The sequence below is a fragment of the Litoribacter ruber genome, from assembly GCF_018449405.1.
Classification (GTDB): Bacteria; Bacteroidota; Bacteroidia; order Cytophagales; family Cyclobacteriaceae; genus Litoribacter; species Litoribacter ruber.
Genome location: NZ_JAHCMY010000001.1, coordinates 721,984 through 738,661, shown reverse-complemented (window position 1 = coordinate 738,661; position 16,678 = coordinate 721,984). Strand labels below are relative to the sequence as shown.

The 16,678-nt window shown below is 44.8% G+C and carries 10 protein-coding genes; 3 read left to right on the top strand and 7 right to left on the bottom strand.

Annotated features, from left to right (window positions below; translation table 11 throughout):
* Positions 1–25 precede the first annotated feature (25 nt).
* Together KI659_RS03105 and KI659_RS03100 are read left to right on the top strand one after the other, a co-directional pair.
* The gene (locus KI659_RS03105; RefSeq protein WP_213943864.1) at positions 26–853 is read left to right on the top strand and encodes a universal stress protein; all 828 of its coding nucleotides are present in this window, start codon (positions 26–28) and stop codon (positions 851–853) included.
* Positions 854–863: 10 nt separating this feature from the next.
* On the top strand, positions 864–3,554 hold the full coding sequence (locus KI659_RS03100; protein WP_213943863.1) for a cation-translocating P-type ATPase: 2,691 nt from the start codon (positions 864–866) through the stop codon (positions 3,552–3,554).
* A 26-nt stretch (positions 3,555–3,580) separates the two neighbouring features.
* Here KI659_RS03100 and rfbB read toward each other — a convergent pair whose 3' ends face one another.
* A complete protein-coding gene (gene rfbB / locus KI659_RS03095; RefSeq protein ID WP_213943862.1) occupies positions 3,581–4,633 on the bottom strand; it encodes a dTDP-glucose 4,6-dehydratase in 1,053 nt (350 codons plus the stop codon).
* Between the two features lie 6 nt (positions 4,634–4,639).
* The gene (locus KI659_RS03090; RefSeq protein WP_213943861.1) at positions 4,640–5,692 is read right to left on the bottom strand and encodes an NAD-dependent epimerase; all 1,053 of its coding nucleotides are present in this window, start codon (positions 5,690–5,692) and stop codon (positions 4,640–4,642) included.
* Positions 5,693–5,971: 279 nt separating this feature from the next.
* On the opposite strand from KI659_RS03090, the gene KI659_RS03085 reads away from it, so the two are divergent.
* Positions 5,972–7,807, top strand: a complete 1,836-nt coding sequence (locus KI659_RS03085) for a M1 family metallopeptidase (protein ID WP_213943860.1) — start codon at positions 5,972–5,974, stop codon at positions 7,805–7,807.
* 38 nt (positions 7,808–7,845) lie between these two features.
* On the opposite strand, the gene KI659_RS03080 is transcribed toward KI659_RS03085, so the two are convergent.
* From KI659_RS03080 to KI659_RS03060, 5 genes are all read right to left on the bottom strand, one after another.
* Positions 7,846–10,272, bottom strand: a complete 2,427-nt coding sequence (locus KI659_RS03080) for a glycoside hydrolase family 65 protein (protein ID WP_213943859.1) — start codon at positions 10,270–10,272, stop codon at positions 7,846–7,848.
* A 1-nt stretch (position 10,273) separates the two neighbouring features.
* Positions 10,274–11,065, bottom strand: coding sequence for a trehalose-phosphatase (gene otsB / locus KI659_RS03075; RefSeq protein ID WP_213943858.1), 792 nt, complete (start codon positions 11,063–11,065; stop codon positions 10,274–10,276).
* Between the two features lie 6 nt (positions 11,066–11,071).
* On the bottom strand, positions 11,072–11,803 hold the full coding sequence (locus KI659_RS03070) for an HAD family hydrolase (RefSeq protein WP_213943857.1): 732 nt from the start codon (positions 11,801–11,803) through the stop codon (positions 11,072–11,074).
* A gap of 325 nt (positions 11,804–12,128) precedes the next feature.
* Positions 12,129–15,539: an efflux RND transporter permease subunit gene (locus KI659_RS03065; protein WP_213943856.1), complete on the bottom strand. Its 3,411-nt coding sequence runs from the start codon at positions 15,537–15,539 to the stop codon at positions 12,129–12,131.
* Between the two features lies 1 nt (position 15,540).
* Positions 15,541–16,677: an efflux RND transporter periplasmic adaptor subunit gene (locus KI659_RS03060; RefSeq protein WP_213943855.1), complete on the bottom strand. Its 1,137-nt coding sequence runs from the start codon at positions 16,675–16,677 to the stop codon at positions 15,541–15,543.
* Position 16,678: the final 1 nt, after the last annotated feature.

Here is a 16,678-nt window from a genome sequence, read left to right as displayed (position 1 = left end):
TATTCAACCCCTAACTCCCACGGTCATGAAAAGGATTGTAGTTCCCATCGATTTCTCCCAGTATGCTGAAAATGCATTTAAAACTGCCATAAAAATAGCTTCCAAAGGAGACGCAAGTATTACCTGTGTCAACGTGGTCTATTCCGACATGGAATGGGACCGCCTTTCACAAGGTGAAAAGTTAAAACATCCAGATCTACTGGACCTATATGCCGAAGCTGAAGACAAATTAAAAGCCTTTGTCATGGATCATAAGGCTCATGATATTCCTATTGAAGCAGTGACACTGGTCGGCCTGCCGGCAGAAATAATCGTAGAGCTTGCCGAAAAGCAAGCCGCTGACCTGATTGTAATCGGCGCTTATGGTAAAGGCTATGAGCCCGGCAACTACATTGGAGGCACCATCCAGCGGGTACTGCGCCATGCACACTGTCCAGTACTGGCTGTCAAAAAAGTGATGAACCTGAGTGATTTCAAAAAATTCACTTTTGCGAGTCTGTTTACCGACGAGAGCAGGCCTGCCTTCATAAAAATGCAGCCAATTCTACAGACCATGGGTTCCTCTGTGCACTGCTTATACGTGAATACACCGGAAAATTTCATTCCCAACCATAAGATTGAGAGGCAAATGGTGCACTTCATCAATGGCAATTCCGGAGTTCCGATTCACCGGCATATTTACAACCATGCTGAAGTGGAAAAAGGGATCATGGATTTCTCCACCTCTAACAATGTAGGCTGGATCGGGGTGGCGAGTAACAACAGGAAATCTTCCGCTGCTTACAACATTGGGGTCACCGAAACGATTTTATTCAAATCAGATACCCCTGTATTCAGTGTAAAGCTTTCATAAAACAGGATTAATGAATTGGCATGCCTTATCTACTGATGAAGCCTTAGGAAAACTAAATTCCGGCGTGACGGGACTTCGGGAAACTGAAATCCAGGATCGCCGGACTAGGTATGGCTTTAACGAAATCCCCGAACCGGCTGCCAAACATTGGGTTTGGATCCTTTTAAAACAGTTTCAAAGCCTTCTTATCCTTATTCTTTTCATTGCAGCCACCATTGCTTTTCTGACCGACCACCAGGCTGATTTTTATATTATACTGGCTGTAATCTTCATCAACACCACCATTGGGTTCATCCAGGAGTATAAAGCGGAGAAGGCCGTGGCTTCTCTCAGATCTTACATTGAAATTAAAAGCAAGGTAATCCGTGAAGGCCAGACCATTCAGATTCCTGCCAGGGATCTAGTGCCTGGTGATATTATTATTCTTGAGGAAGGTGACCACATCCCAGCTGATGGAAGGCTGATTGAAGCCAAAAATATCAGGGCTATCGAAGCACCACTGACGGGGGAATCGGTCCCCGTCAACAAATCTACTGACCAGCTTCCCGAAGGCAAAGTCCTTGCCGACCGGTCCAACATGGTATATAAAGGCACATTCATCGCTGGAGGGTTTGCCTTGGCAATGGTAACCAGTACAGGACTTAGCACCGCCCTGGGCGAAATCGCCCAATCCCTTGACACCATAAAAGTTGCCAAAACCAACTTTCAAAAAAAAACCGATGTGTTGGCCAAGCAGATGGCCTTCATCGCCATAATCAGTGCTTTACTACTCTTTACAGTAGCATATTTTGTCCAAAAAGCTCCTCTTGAGGAAACCCTTTTGATTGCTATTGCAGCGCTGGTTTCTTCAATTCCAGAAGGCCTTCCTGCGGTGCTCTCCATCGTGTTGGCCATAGGTGCTAACAGGATGGCAAAAAGAAAGGCTATCATCCGGGAATTTACCGCTACCGAAACATTGGGAGCAGTCACTACCATAATTACCGACAAAACAGGCACCCTCACCCAAAACACCTTGACGGTAAGAAAACTGAGTGTGCCGGGTGAGTATGAATGGAATGTTTCGGGAGAAGGATGGATGCCCGTGGGGGACTTCACATTCAAGGATAAGATTTGTGATTTGGACGAAACTCCCATGATGAAACTCCTCTTTAAAATATGCACTTGGAGCAACAACTCATCAATCAAGCATGATAACGAAACAGACCGCTACCAATTGGTAGGTGACCCAACCGAAGGGGCTCTGCTGGTGCTGGCCAGAAAAGGAGGGTATTCTCCTTTGACTTCTGACTTTATCGCAAAGCTGGATGACATGCCTTTTAATTCCACCATCAAGATGCGGGCATCCCTGATTGATGAAATGGGTAAGCGTCAAATCCTGGTAGTGGGTGCTCCTGAGCAGGTCTTGGACAAAAGCTTGAAATGTCTTCGGGATAATGGGGAAATCAGGCTGGACTCTGTCGAAAAGGCCAGAGTTCGCAAAAAGATTGACCAATGGTCTTCCAACAGCATGCGCGTAATTGCCCTAGCTTACAAGGATGTCGATACCGACACTTCAAAACTTGAAGAAGAAGACATCAACAACTTGGTATTTGCAGGACTAGTGGGAATGATTGACCCACCTCGACCGGATGTGAAAGACGCTGTTCAAAAAAGCAAACAGGCTGGTATTAGGGTAGTCATGGCAACTGGAGACCATATCAACACAGCTATATCGATAGCCAAAGCTACCGGGATTATTGAGGAAGAGGACAATCGGGAACCCCTTGCCCTTACAGAAACACAGCTTCTCAATCTAGATGAAAAGGAGTTTGAGCATGCCATCCAACATGTGGATGTGTTTGCAAGGTTAACACCAAACATGAAACTGAAAATCGCTACGGCTCTCCAGAAAAAAGGGGAACTGATTGCCATGACTGGTGATGGAGTCAATGACGCGCCTGCTTTGAAGAAAGCGGATGTGGGCGTGGCCATGGGGATAATGGGCACAGATGTGGCCAGGGATTCTGCAAAAGTGATCTTGGCTGACGACAATTTCTCGACTATAATTAAGGCGGTGGAAGAAGGCCGAATCGTTTTCAACAACACTCGGCACACCAGTTTTTTTCTATTAATTACCAATTTTGCAGAAATTGCCACCCTTCTGACAGCAGTACTTCTAGGCATGCCTGTTCCCTTGACTGCCACCCAAATTCTTTGGCTCAATTTGGTGACCGATGGAACCTGCACCACGGCTATGGCCACAGAAAAAGGACATGGGCACGAATTGCGTTCAAAACCGGTAAACCCAAAGGAAAAAATCCTAAATAAAACAGTTGTCCCCTTCCTTTTTATAAATGCTGCTTTGATGACAGTGCTGGCGCTTGGGGCTTTCAATTACTTCCTACCTGAGGGACTCCAAAAGGCCCGGTCCGCAGCATTCCTTATCATGGCCTTTTGTCAGCTGTTTAATGTATTCAACATGAGAACACTTTCACTGTCCATATTCAAAATCGGCTTGTTTTCAAATAAATATGTAAACATAGCTTTGATCGTCTCATTGGTCATTCAGATCTTGATCATTGAAGTGCCATTTTTTGAAGACCTGTTCCAATTTGACCCGATTTCCTTTTCAGAACTTATGGTTTTGGGACTTCTCTCCTCTTCTGTTTTATGGTTTGGAGAAGCCTATAAGTTTATTAGGGATAAGTTCAACCTAAAATAAAAAGACCGGCCATGGGCCGGTCTTTTTTATCTCTCCGTATAATGCGTATCGTAGTATTGCTGGTAATTCCCAGAGGTTACGTTGTTTAACCACTCCTCGTTTTCAATATACCAATAAATCGTTTTTTCAATTCCTTCTTCAAATTGCAATGAAGGCTCCCAGCCCAATTCCTGCTGGATTTTAGTAGCGTCAATTGCGTAGCGAAGGTCATGTCCTGCACGGTCGGTCACATAGGTGATCAGCTTCTCGGAAGTGCCATGCTCGCGACCAAGCTTTTGATCCATTTTGGCACAAAGGGTCTTTACAATATCGATGTTTTTCCATTCATTGAAACCTCCGATGTTGTAGGTCTCCCCAGATTTGCCCTTATGAAACACCACATCTATTGCCGCGGCATGATCTTCCACGTACAACCAGTCCCTTACATTTTCACCTTTTCCATATATAGGAAGAGGTTTGTTGTTTCGGATATTGTTGATGCAAAGGGGGATCAGTTTTTCCGGAAACTGGTTTGGCCCATAATTATTCGAGCAATTACTAATGACCGTTTTAAGCTTATACGTATTGGCATAAGCCCTCACAAAGTGATCTGAAGAAGCTTTGGAGGCCGAATATGGTGATTGGGGATCATATGGCGTGGTTTCCAAAAAGAAACTGTCGTCATGCAATGATCCATAAACCTCGTCTGTAGATACATGATAGAAAAGATGGTTATCATAATCTTTCCAATATGATTTGGCCGCATTGAGCAGGTTAACCGTACCGATTACATTGGTTTTCACAAAAGCCAACGGATCGGTAATCGACCTGTCCACATGGGATTCAGCCGCCAAGTGTATTACATCGGTAATTTGGTAATCACGGAAGACTCTTTCCAAATTTTCCTCATCCAAAATATCAACCTTGGCAAACTGATAATTAGTGGCATCTTCCACTTCTTTCAGGTTCTCCAAATTTCCCGCATAAGTCAATGCATCAAGATTGATGATCCTATATTCAGGGTATTTCTGCACAAATCTTTTCACCACATGGCAACCGATAAAACCGGCACCACCGGTAATTAGAATAGATTTTTTCATCTTTAATTATTTATTGTAATATTCCCTGTACCACTCTATGAAGGCATCAATTCCTTTTTGGATAGGCGTATTGGGTTTGTAGTCGCAGTCACGAACGAGGTCTTCCACATCTGCATGCGAAGCCGGCACATCACCAGGTTGCAATGGCAGCAGGTTTTTCTTGGCTTCCTTGCCAAGTTTCACCTCAATTGCCTTGATGAAATCCATCAAAAGCACTGGGTTGGAATTCCCGATATTATATACTCGATAAGGGGCATAGGAAGTCCCCGGATCTGGCTCGTCACCGGTCCAATCCTGGTTCCGAGCAGCAGGTCTATCAGCCACCCTCATTACACCTTCCACAATATCCTCGATGAAAGTGAAGTCCCTTTTCATTTTACCCTCATTGAAAACATTGATGGCCTCATCCTTGAGGATAGCTTCCGTAAACAGGAAAAGCGCCATATCAGGCCTGCCCCAAGGTCCATATACAGTAAAAAACCTCAAGCCAGTTGTTGGGATATTGAACAAATGGCTATAGGTATGCGCCATCAGTTCATTGGATTTCTTGGAAGTCGCATATAAAGACACTGGATGATCCACATTGTGGTGGATGGAAAATGGCATCTTGGTATTGGCCCCGTAAACAGAACTAGATGATGCGTACACCAAATGCTTGACAGGATATTTCCTGCAGGCCTCCAGAATATTCAGAAAACCAATGATATTGGCATCGATGTAAGCATCCGGATTGGTCAGGGAGTAGCGAACCCCCGCCTGGGCGGCTAAGTTGATCACCACATCAAATTTCTCATTTTCAAAAAGCTCCATCATTTGCTCTTTGTCCTCCAAATTCATCCTGACAAATGAATAATTGGGATACTTGCTGGAGCTTACCTTCTTGTGCCATTCGATGGCCTCACGGTCGATCCCCGTATTCTCCAAGCGGGAATACTTCAAATTCACATCATAATAATCGTTGATATTGTCGAGACCAATGACCTCATCCCCTCTGTCTAAAATCTTCTTTGCCAGGTGGAATCCAATAAAACCGGCTGTACCGGTAATTAAAAATTTCATAAGGTTTGTTATATATTACTTAGACACAAAATAGGTTTCTTCTCCCGAGAAACCCTACTTGCAAATTGTTATTTCAGGACGTTAAATTACTATTTAAAATCACTATTTACTAATAGGGCCTTTCAATTGGGGCACATTTTTAACTTCCCCAAAACAATTTCAGGAGATTTTTCGCAAATGACTCGAACAAAAACATAGCCAATATGAGCCAAACTTTTATTAATGGTTTGCCTATGCCTATTATTTTGGCTTATTTTAGGCAAAAAATTGAGACCCTCTATGAAAATATCATTATCAGCATTTCTCTTTTGTTTACTGAGCTTTGCCGCTTTCGCTCAACCTGACCGATGGCAGCAAGCAGTGAAATATGAAATGGAAGTGGATATGGATGTGCAAAAAAACCAATATACAGGCACCCAAAAACTATCCTACACCAACAATTCCCCCGATACACTCGACCGTCTTTTTTACCACCTTTATTACAACGCCTTCCAGCCTAACAGCATGATGGATGTCAGAAGCAGGACCATCGCTGACCCTGACAGAAGAGTTGGAGACAGAATAAATAACCTGAAATCAGATGAGATTGGATACCTGAAGGTAAACAGCCTTACCCTAGATGGAAAAGCTTTGGATTATGAGCACGTAGGGACCATTTTGGAGGTTAACCTTAGCGAACCAATTCTACCAAACAGCACAGTAACTTTGGACATGAAATTTGAAGGGCAAGTGCCTCTCCAAATCAGAAGAGCAGGACGTGATAATGAGGAGGGCGTGCGCTATAGCATGTCCCAGTGGTACCCTAAGTTGGCCAACTATGATTACCAAGGCTGGCACGCCAACCCTTATATCGGAAGGGAATTCTATGGCAACTGGGGTGATTTTGATGTGAAGATCACGATAGACAAAAGCTATGTACTTGGCGGAACGGGTTATGTTCAAAACCCTAACCAGGTAGGCCACGGCTATGAAGAAGAAGGCCAGAAAGTGAAATCCCCAAGAGGCAAAACCCTGACTTGGCATTTTCACGCCCCTAAAGTTCACGACTTCATGTGGGCAGCTGACCCCAACTACACCCATGACAAAATCGAAATGGATAACGGGGTGACTATTCACCATCTATATATCAAAAACGAAGAAACCGAAGAAAACTGGAGCAAGCTGAAGGAATATACGCCTGCCGCAATTGAATTTATGAGCGAGCACTTTGGCGAATACCCTTATAAGCAATATTCGGTAATCCAAGGTGGCGACGGAGGAATGGAGTATCCCATGTCCACCTTGATCACAGGCCATAGAAGCTTAGGCAGCTTGGTAGGCGTGATGATCCACGAGTTGGCTCACAGCTGGTTCCATGGCGTTTTGGCCTCCAATGAGGCGCTTCACCCATGGATGGACGAGGGTTTCACTTCCTATGCCTCCAATTTGGCCATGAATGAGCTTTTCGCAGAAACCCCCAGTGATGATCCTCAAAGAGGTTCGTACAGAGGGTACTTCAGATTGGTGCAGTCCGGGTTGGAAGAGCCTCTTTCAACACATGCTGACCATTACCACACCAATGCCGCATATGGAGCCGCTTCCTACAACAAAGGGGCAGTTTTCTTGGAGCAATTGGGCTATATCATCGGCAAGGAAAACCGTGACCAAGGCATGTTGAAATACTGGAATACTTGGCAGTTTAAGCACCCAAATCCAAATGATGTGATCCGAGTGATGGAAAAACAAAGTGGATTGGAACTTGACTGGTATAAGGAATATTGGGTTTATACCACCAAAACCATTGATTACGCTGTGAATAGCGTGGATGATTATAATGGAGGTAAAAGCAAAATCACATTGGAGCGTAAAGGCAAAATGCCAATGCCAATCGACCTGGTAATCACTTACCAGGATGGTTCTGAAGAATTGGTTTACCTTCCTTTGGTAATCATGAGAGGGGAAAAGCCCGAGGAAGAAGGCATGCCTACCCGCATTAAAACACAAAGATGGCCATGGACCAACCCAACCATTGAAGTGACTATAGACCGACCAAAATCAGACATCAAAGCGGTGGAAATCGATCCATCTGGCAGAATGGCTGATGTGGATAGAGAAAACAATAGGCTGGAGTTATAATCCAGCACTAGATATTTAAAAAGGAGCCTGATTAATTTTCAGGCTCCTTTTTTTTTCGTGGATTTATGATGAAATTCCAGGATTTTGGTTTCTCCTTTCTTCAGAGAGACTTTTTGTTTGACAAGCGTGATATGGATTTGGCCACCCCAACCTCCCCTGTTTCGGATTTCAAATTTCCCTTTTGTCACTATTATTTCCAGCCAATGCTTCCTGTACCGAATCCTGAATTGGATTTTCTGCACGTTTTCTGGCAACCTCGGGTTGAAAAATAGGCAGTCCTCACGGAAATCCATCCCCGTATAGCAGCGCTGTATGAGATCCAGTGAACCTGCCATCGCTCCCAAATGGATGCCCTCCGAAGTAGTGCCACCCTGCACATCCTTGAAGTCACTCATCAGGGCTTTTTTGAAGTTTTTCCAGCTTTCCTCCCTTCGGGACCGGGCATATACCCAACTGTGAACCACTTTACTTAAGGTAGAACCGTGGGCCGTGATTTTCTGATAATATGCAATTGTCTCCGGAATCTGCACTTTTGGGTTGAATTCATAGCCCATTCTGCCAAACATATCGCAGAGCTCATCTGAGGAAAACAGGAAGAAAAGCATCAAAACATCCGCCTGCTTGACAGCTCGGTATCTATTCACATCATCCCCCTCCTTCTCCATGATCCTATCCAGCCTCAACACCTCCCCGTATTCAGCATGGTATTTTTCCCAATCCACCTCCTCGAGCTTGTCAAATCCCTCAAACTGTTCGATCACTTTCTTATTCCCCACAAAGGGAACAAACATCTTTTTGATAATCTCCTCCCACTTCTTTAACTGGCTCTTATCTATTTCCAGCTGTTCCAATAAAACGGCGGCGATTTCCTTATCGAGTTTTTTTATAGTCTTCAGCGCATGAATCAAACAAAAGACGGCCATGACATTAGTGTAGGCATTGTTGTTCAAACCAGGTTGATCCGAACCCGGATAATGGGTGTGATATTCATCAGGGCCAACGATGTTTAAGATTTCATACCTCCCTTTTTCTTTATTGAATGAGGCCATACTTGCCCAAAACTTGGCAATTTCCAATAGCATTTCCGCTCCATAAAACGAAAGGAACTCCAAATCACCGGTAATCTCAAAGTAGTGCCAGACATTATAAGCTATGGTGGCATTGACATGCCTTTGCAGAAAGGTATGATCCGGCAACCATCGGCCCGAGGCTGGGTTTAAATGGATCACCTGGCTTTCTTCCCTCCCGTTACTGCCACTTTGCCATGGATACATTGCCCCATCAAAACCAGCCTCCTGAGCGGCATACCTAGCTTCGTTGAGGCGCCTATACCTATACATAAGTAAGGATTTGGAAATTTCAGGCCGACTAATATTGAAGAATGGGAAAACGAATATTTCATCCCAAAAAATATGTCCCCTATAGGCCTCACCATGAAGTCCCCGTGCCGGGATCCCCGCATCGATCCCGATCGTGTTAAAAGAATAAGTCTGAAAAATATGGAAGATATGCAGCCTGAGAACCAATTGGTCCTCACCATTGTCCGCCTCCAGTTTGACATCGCTTTCCTTCCAGATTCCTTTCCACTCTGCAATATGCTTTTCAAGCAAATCATCAAAACCCAGCGTCCTACCTACCAAAGTTTTTGCTTCCATCAAAGGCTCTGAAATGGCGTTGTCTTTGGATGTGAAAATGGAAACAATTTTCTCAATGGTAATTGGTTTTCCTGCTGCCACCCCTACCTCAAACTCTTCCCCTATGTATTCTGGCAATTTCTCTTTATGGATCGGCTTTACCGAACTCCCATCAATAAGAAGTTTGGCGGCTTGCGCCATTATAATCTCGGATTGGTTTGTCCGGACTTTTAAGTAGATCCCGCTTTCTCCCATGGTCCCCGTATCAAGAACTACCAGATGCTTGCTATTCAAATCCCGGTACCTTTCCACCCCGTGGTTAATCACCGATCCATCCAGACCGTTGTGGACGATGATGTTGCCTGACCAGTTTACCGGAGTAAATTCCCATTTGATGGCAGCCAGGTTTTTATTGTGCATGCATACGATCCTGCGGGTGACCAGCTTGGAGGTCCTTCCTTTGGCATCCTTGATCCGTATTTTCCTAGAGAGAATTCCCTTTTGAAGGTTCAACTCCTGCCGATAGCCAATGATTTCCACCTCCGACAGCTGTATCCAATCCCCATCCTCGTGTCTGTATTTCAGTACCGTCCAATCTGGCCAGTTGACTAGGTCCTCGTTTTCGATCCACTTTCCGGCGATTTCGGTCTTAAGGCGGTTGAATCCACTGGCAAGGTAGGTCCCAGGATAATGATACTTCCCTGCGACGGATTCCTCCGCAGCCCCCCTGGTGGTAAAGTAACCGTTTCCAAGAGCGCATAGGGCCTCTCGCAAAGTCTCTTCCTTAGGTTTAAATGACTTATAGACTACTTTCCAGGTATCCTCAACCATACTAAAACTTAATTAATTTCTGCAAAAACTCTTGAACTTCATCTACTGACTTCAAGGAGTAATCAGCATGGGACTTTTTGCCATGGTCTCCCACCAAAATCCCCATCCCTTCTTTTTTCAACTCCTGAAAAGCATCCTCATCCGTCAGGTCGTCTCCCAAAAACACGGGCAACATCTCTCCAGAGTCTTTGGTGAGCTTATTCATCAAAAACCCTACAGCCTTTCCTTTATGCCAGTCAATGTTTGGTTTGATCTCTACCACTTTTTTTCCTTCCCCCATATTCAACCTGGGAAAGTCTTTCAGGCAATCTTTCACCATCTTCAAAAACTCAGTTTCCCTTTCTTCCTTCAATTTCCTATAATGCACCGCCAGGGTAAACTTTTTGCGTTCAAACCTCACGCCTTTCAGGTCCTCAAGCGCTGATTTCAATTTTGGCTCCAGCTCATCAAAGGCGGGGAGCACTTCTTGGGCTTCATCGTTTTCTTCATGGAAGTTTGCCGGTCCGGAAATCTCAAAACCATGACTACCCGCGTAATAAATATCAGCAATCCCAGCCTTATCTTTCACATCCTCCAACCCCCTCCCGCTGATGATGGCCACCTGATACTTTTGGGATAGCTCCTGTACCGTTTTCTTCATTTCAGCCGAGATTTCCGCATCCTCATGGTTTGCCACTATGGGGGAAAGTGTGCCATCAAAATCCAAAAATATCAGCGGTTTCTTCTCTTGAAAAGCTTTTTTAAAATCATCAATTCTTTCAATTGCGGAAGGCAATTCCTTGGATGCTCTCATATATGGTTAATTCAGTTTGACGTCTGTTAAATCTTGCACGGCCAGATCGGCCCCGTTTTTAAGTAACTCTTCTTTGCTGGCTCCGTTCACTATTCCCACCACTAATCCAAAACCTCCAGCACTTCCTGCCTCCACCCCAGCGATGGCATCTTCTACGATCATGCTCTCCTCAGGATCCACCCCCAACTCCTTGGCAGCAGCTAAAAAAATATCAGGACTGGGTTTCCCTTTGATGTTCCTCTCCTTAGAAACCACCCCGTCAATCCTTGTTTCAAACAACTCCTCAATCCCAGTTACTTCCAATATTTTCTTGCAGTTTTTGCTGGATGAAATCACCGCGGTTTTCACCCCTTCGGCTTTCCATTTCTTGATCTGGTCTATGTTCTTTTCGAAAACCTCCACGCCTTCTTCCTCAATGACCTTCAAAAAGAATTCATTCTTCCTGTTTCCCAGCCCCCTTATGGTCAGTTCGTTGGGCTCATCGGATTCATAACCTTCCGGAAGTTTGATATTTCTGGATTGGAGAAAATTCCGGATGCCGTCATAGCGAGGGATGCCGTCTATATATTTGGGATAATCAATCTCAATGGAAAAATCCTCAAAGGGTTGCTCCCCTTCTTCTTTCCTTTGTTCATTGTAAGCATCAAACAATTGCTTCCAGGCCTTGGCATGCTGCGCCGCCGTCCTCGTCAACACCCCATCCAGATCAAAAATGGCCGCAATGATTTTATTCTGCATTAGATTAGGCTTTGCTTAAATTGCACCAATATTTATACCATGAATTATTGTACTAAGTACAATGTACTAGGTACTATGTACAATAGGTCGGGGTGCTTTTGGAGGCCAATTGAGGGTTCCTACCTTCATTTATTCACTTCATTATTCATTATTCATCATTCGACATTCATTATTTATTAATGGAACGACTATGAACTTTGTGAAACTTCTTTAAAACTTCGTGTCCTTCGTGGCCAATTGTTTTCCGTGATAAACATAAAAAAAATCTCCGGAGCATCACCCCGGAGATTTGAACATTTAAAAAACCACCAACCTTTATTTTAACCTATACTTTGGAAAGCTTTCGGGCCTTCATATTTACTTTATCTGCCAGCAGGTACATCACTGGTACAATTACTAACGTAAGGAAGGTTGCAAAGGTTAGCCCAAATATAACCGTCCAAGCCATTGGTCCCCAGAAATCTGCATTGTCCCCTCCTATATAAAACTCAGGATCAAAGGAAGTGAGCAATGACCCAAAATTGATGTTCATACCCAATGCCAATGGAATCAAACCAAGTACGGTCGTGATGGCTGTCAGAAGCACTGGTCTTAACCTGGTCTTGCCACCAATCACAATTGAGCTCAAAATCTCATTATAAGGAAGGAATTCATCTTCTTCAAGCCCTAATTCTTCACGCTTTCTTTCCCTTACCAAGTTCGTATAATCTATCAATACAATGGCGTTGTTCACCACCACCCCGGCCAGGGAAATAATCCCGATACCGGTCATGATGATTACAAAATCCATATTGAAGATCACTAAGCCCAAAAAGACCCCTATGGTACTCAATACTACCGAGGCCATGATAATGAATGGCGTGGTGACGGAGTTAAACTGGGCCACAATGATCAAGAAGATTAGGGAAACCGAAATGATCAAAGCCCTTGTCAAAAATTCTGCTGATTTTTCCTGTTCCTCTTGCTCACCGGTAAACCTTACAGAAATACCATCCGGGATTTCATAGTCTCTCAACATGGTTTTGATCCTGTCATTGATCTCAGTGGGGTTGTATCCTTCATTTACATTTGAATACAAAGTGATTACCCGATCAAGGTCTTTTCTTCTCACCGAACCATACGTCGAGCTGTATTCGATCTCGGCTACAGAAGCAATCGGAATCTCGCTTTGGTTGCCAAACTTGTCCCTGAAGTTGATCTTTTTGTTCATCAGGGAATTGATGTCGTATCTGTACTCATCCGCCAAGCGGAGCTGAATCGGATAGTCGTCCTCCCCTTCCTTATATTTGGATACTTCCAAGCCAAACAAAGCCGTTCTAAGCTCATTGGCTATCTGGGAAGTGGACAGGCCAAATCTTCTGGCTCGCTCGCGGTCTATATTCACCACAAGCTCCGGATTGCCCAGCTCTAGGTCTGTTTTCAATTCCTCAATGCCTTCAATATTGCCATCCGCAATATATTCCCTCATTGAATTGACAAAAGTGATCAGGTCATCCAAATTCTCCCCACTGGTTTCAATATTGATCGGCCTTCCCACTGGCGGCCCGTTTCGCTGTTTGTCCACCGTAATCTGAACTCCAGGGTAGCGGTCTGCCAAGTCGCGGATTTCCTCCATGATGGTGTTGGTATTGACACCGTTTCGGAACTGGTACTCCACAAAGCCGATCGTGATTTTAGCCTTATGCGGAGTACTGGCCATGCTCGGCCCTTGGTCATCTCCGGCACCTTCCCCTACTTGGGTGATCACAGATTCGATGATTTCCTCATAATTGGAAAAGATATCGGCCAAATCATCTTCCATCATACTGGCAAACTGATTGGTCGCTTCTATATCGGTTCCAATAGGTTTTTCAATAAAGATGTTCACCAAGCTTGGCTGGTTATCTGGGAAAAACAACACCTTTGGCGCCCTAATGGCCAAAAGCACCAAGGAAAGAAATAGCAACAATACTGTACCAAAGAAAAACAGGTAAGGTTTTTTACCTCCAAGGGCAAACACCAAGGTTTTTTCATACATATCCTCAAGTTTCACCAAGAAGACTGTCTGGAACCATTTGATGGCTTTTCTCATCACAAAAATGTTGAAGATGGTCAGCAGCGCTGCGACTAACAACAAGCTTCCCGTGGCCAACCAGCCGATCATATAAGAAATGATCGCAAGGGTAAAGAGGATCAAGGCGATGACCAGTGGTCTTTTCTTTGGCCTGATGTCATTCACATTCTGCAATTTCATAAACAGGGCCGTCAACACCGGGTTGATGACCAAGGCCACGAAAAGTGAGGATGCCAATACAATAATCAGGGTGATGGGCAGGTATTTCATAAACTCCCCGATGATATCATCCCAAAAAGCCAAGGGAAGGAATGCCGCCAAAGTGGTCGCCGTGGAAGTGATAATAGGCCAGGCAACCTCACCTACACCTTCCTTAGCAGCACGTACAGGACTTTTGCCTTCCTGCATCAATCGGTAGACATTCTCCACCACCACAATCCCATTATCCACCAACATCCCCAGAGCCAAAATCAAAGAGAAGAGAACCATCAGGTTCAAGGTAACCCCGAGGCTGTTCAGCACCAAGAAGGATATGAACATGGAAAGCGGGATGGCAATACCCACAAAAAGTGCGTTTCTGAATCCTAAGAAGAACATCAATACCAACACCACCAGGATCACCCCTGAAATAATGCTGTTTTCCAAGTTGTCTACCTGAGATCGGGTATCCTTGGACTGATCATTGGTAATCGAAATCTCCAAATCCTCCGGGAAACGGTTGGCTTGGGCTCTTTCAATAATAGCTTTGATTTTATCGGAAGCATCCAAAAGGTTCTGCCCGCTTCTTTTCACCACATTGACCGTTACCACGGGCAACTTATTGGACCTGGCATAACTTTCCCTTTCCTTAAAGGTGTCATTTACATTGGCAACGTCACGTAGGTAAACGATTTTGTTGTTTTCCGTCTTGACTATAATATCAAGCAATTCGTATGGGTCTTTGAATTCACCGGTGATCCTTAAAGACCTCCTAAACTCACCGCTCAAGATGTTACCACCCGAGATGGTCACGTTCTCACCCTGCACTGCGTCAGAAATATCCGTGAAGCTTACCCCTAGGGCCTCCATTTTATAGATATCGGCATCGATGCGGATTTCTCTTTCCACGATACCGCGTAGCTCAGCCTTTGAGATTTCTGGAAGCTTTTCGATTTCATCTTCCAGGTATTCCCCAAATTTCTTCAATTCCTCTTCAGTATAATTACCGGAGATATTGACATTCATGATTGGGAAATCCGAGGTGTTGATCTCGATTACATCGGGATCCCTATCAAGGTCTGTTGGCAATTCACTCTTCGACTTGTCTACCGCGTCCTTCACATCCTGAAGGGCTTTGGAAATGTCCACATTGGGATTAAACTCCACTACTATGGATGAAAAATCCTGGATAGAGGTCGAGGAAATATCCTTGACATTGTTAATCGATTTTAATTCTTTCTCAATGGGCCTAGTGATCAGGTTTTCCATATCAATCGGGGAGTTACCCGGGTACACCGTGCCCACGTAAACGGTGGGGATCACGATCTCCGGAAAGCTCTCCTTGGGCATGGTCCGGTAGGCAAACATCCCCAAAAATGCGATAATCAAAGTCAGGATAACCACACTGGTCCGGTTGTCCACCGCCAAGGTGGAAAGGCCAAACTCCCGGATTACGCCTTTTTTATTCTCTTCCTGTTTCGACATGTTAGGCTGAAATATTCACTTTAAAATTATCCCCTACTTCACGGAATCCTTTGTCCACCAAAGTCTCCTCCCCGGTCAATCCTTCCAAGATCTCCGTTCGCTCGCTGTAGGTCATGCCACGCTCGATGTATTGCTTTCTGGCCACACTGTTTTCCACCACATAAATATACTCCCCTTTATTGTCCTGAAGGATCAGGTGGGTAGGTACGGTGATAGCAGTAGCGCTTTCATAATCCATGATTTTCAAGGTAGAAAGCATATTCGGCTTCACGCTGTCCATTCTAGGCAAAAACACCTCTACCTTGAATGTCCTGTTGTTTGGGTTGATCACCGAGCCGACAGCGGTCACCTTGGTTTTGAAGTTCTTTCTCAATGAAGGGAAATTAACCTCCACGGAATCCCCTCTACTCAAGATCCCTACGTAGCGCTCAGAAACATCCCCCTCAATAAACAGGTCGCTTTCGCCTATGAAGTTGACAATCGGGGAACCCGGCTGTACCAGTTCGCCCATTCTCACCATTACCTCTTCCACTGTGCCGTCAAATGGCGCCACAATGGTAGCTCTATCCTCCTGCAAGCGGATACTTTCCAGGTTTTTCTCAAGGCTTTCTTTTCTGTTTTTGGCTTCCAAATACTGCATTTCAGTTCCGATCTCCTGATCCCAAAGGCGCTTTTGCCTTTCATAAACAGTTCTGGCTAGTTCCAACTGCGTCTCGATTTCAGCCACATTTCTTTTGGCGGATTCATCGTCAATTCTGGCGATTACCTGCCCCTTACGCACCCTCATGCCTTCGATGGCAGGAATTTCCTGTATGCGACCCGAGACCTCAGCAGAAATATTGACGTTCTTTTTGGACATCACCGAGCCGGTCACCTCCACAAAATGCTGGAAGGAGCCCACCTGTGGCTGGGTGGTCGTGATCAACACCGATTTTCTCTCCGATCTGGCAAAGCTTGGATCTAGGGCTGCAATTTCCCTTTCCAGCTCATCAATTTTCACCTTCAGGTCTCCAGCTTCCTTTCTGTAATTTTCAAGCTCCTGCTTTTTCTGATCCACCTCGGAGTCTCCCCCGTTTTCGGCGCAGCCAAATGCTAAAAGGCCAAGCGCAACAATAAAATATTTTGAATATGTCTTCATA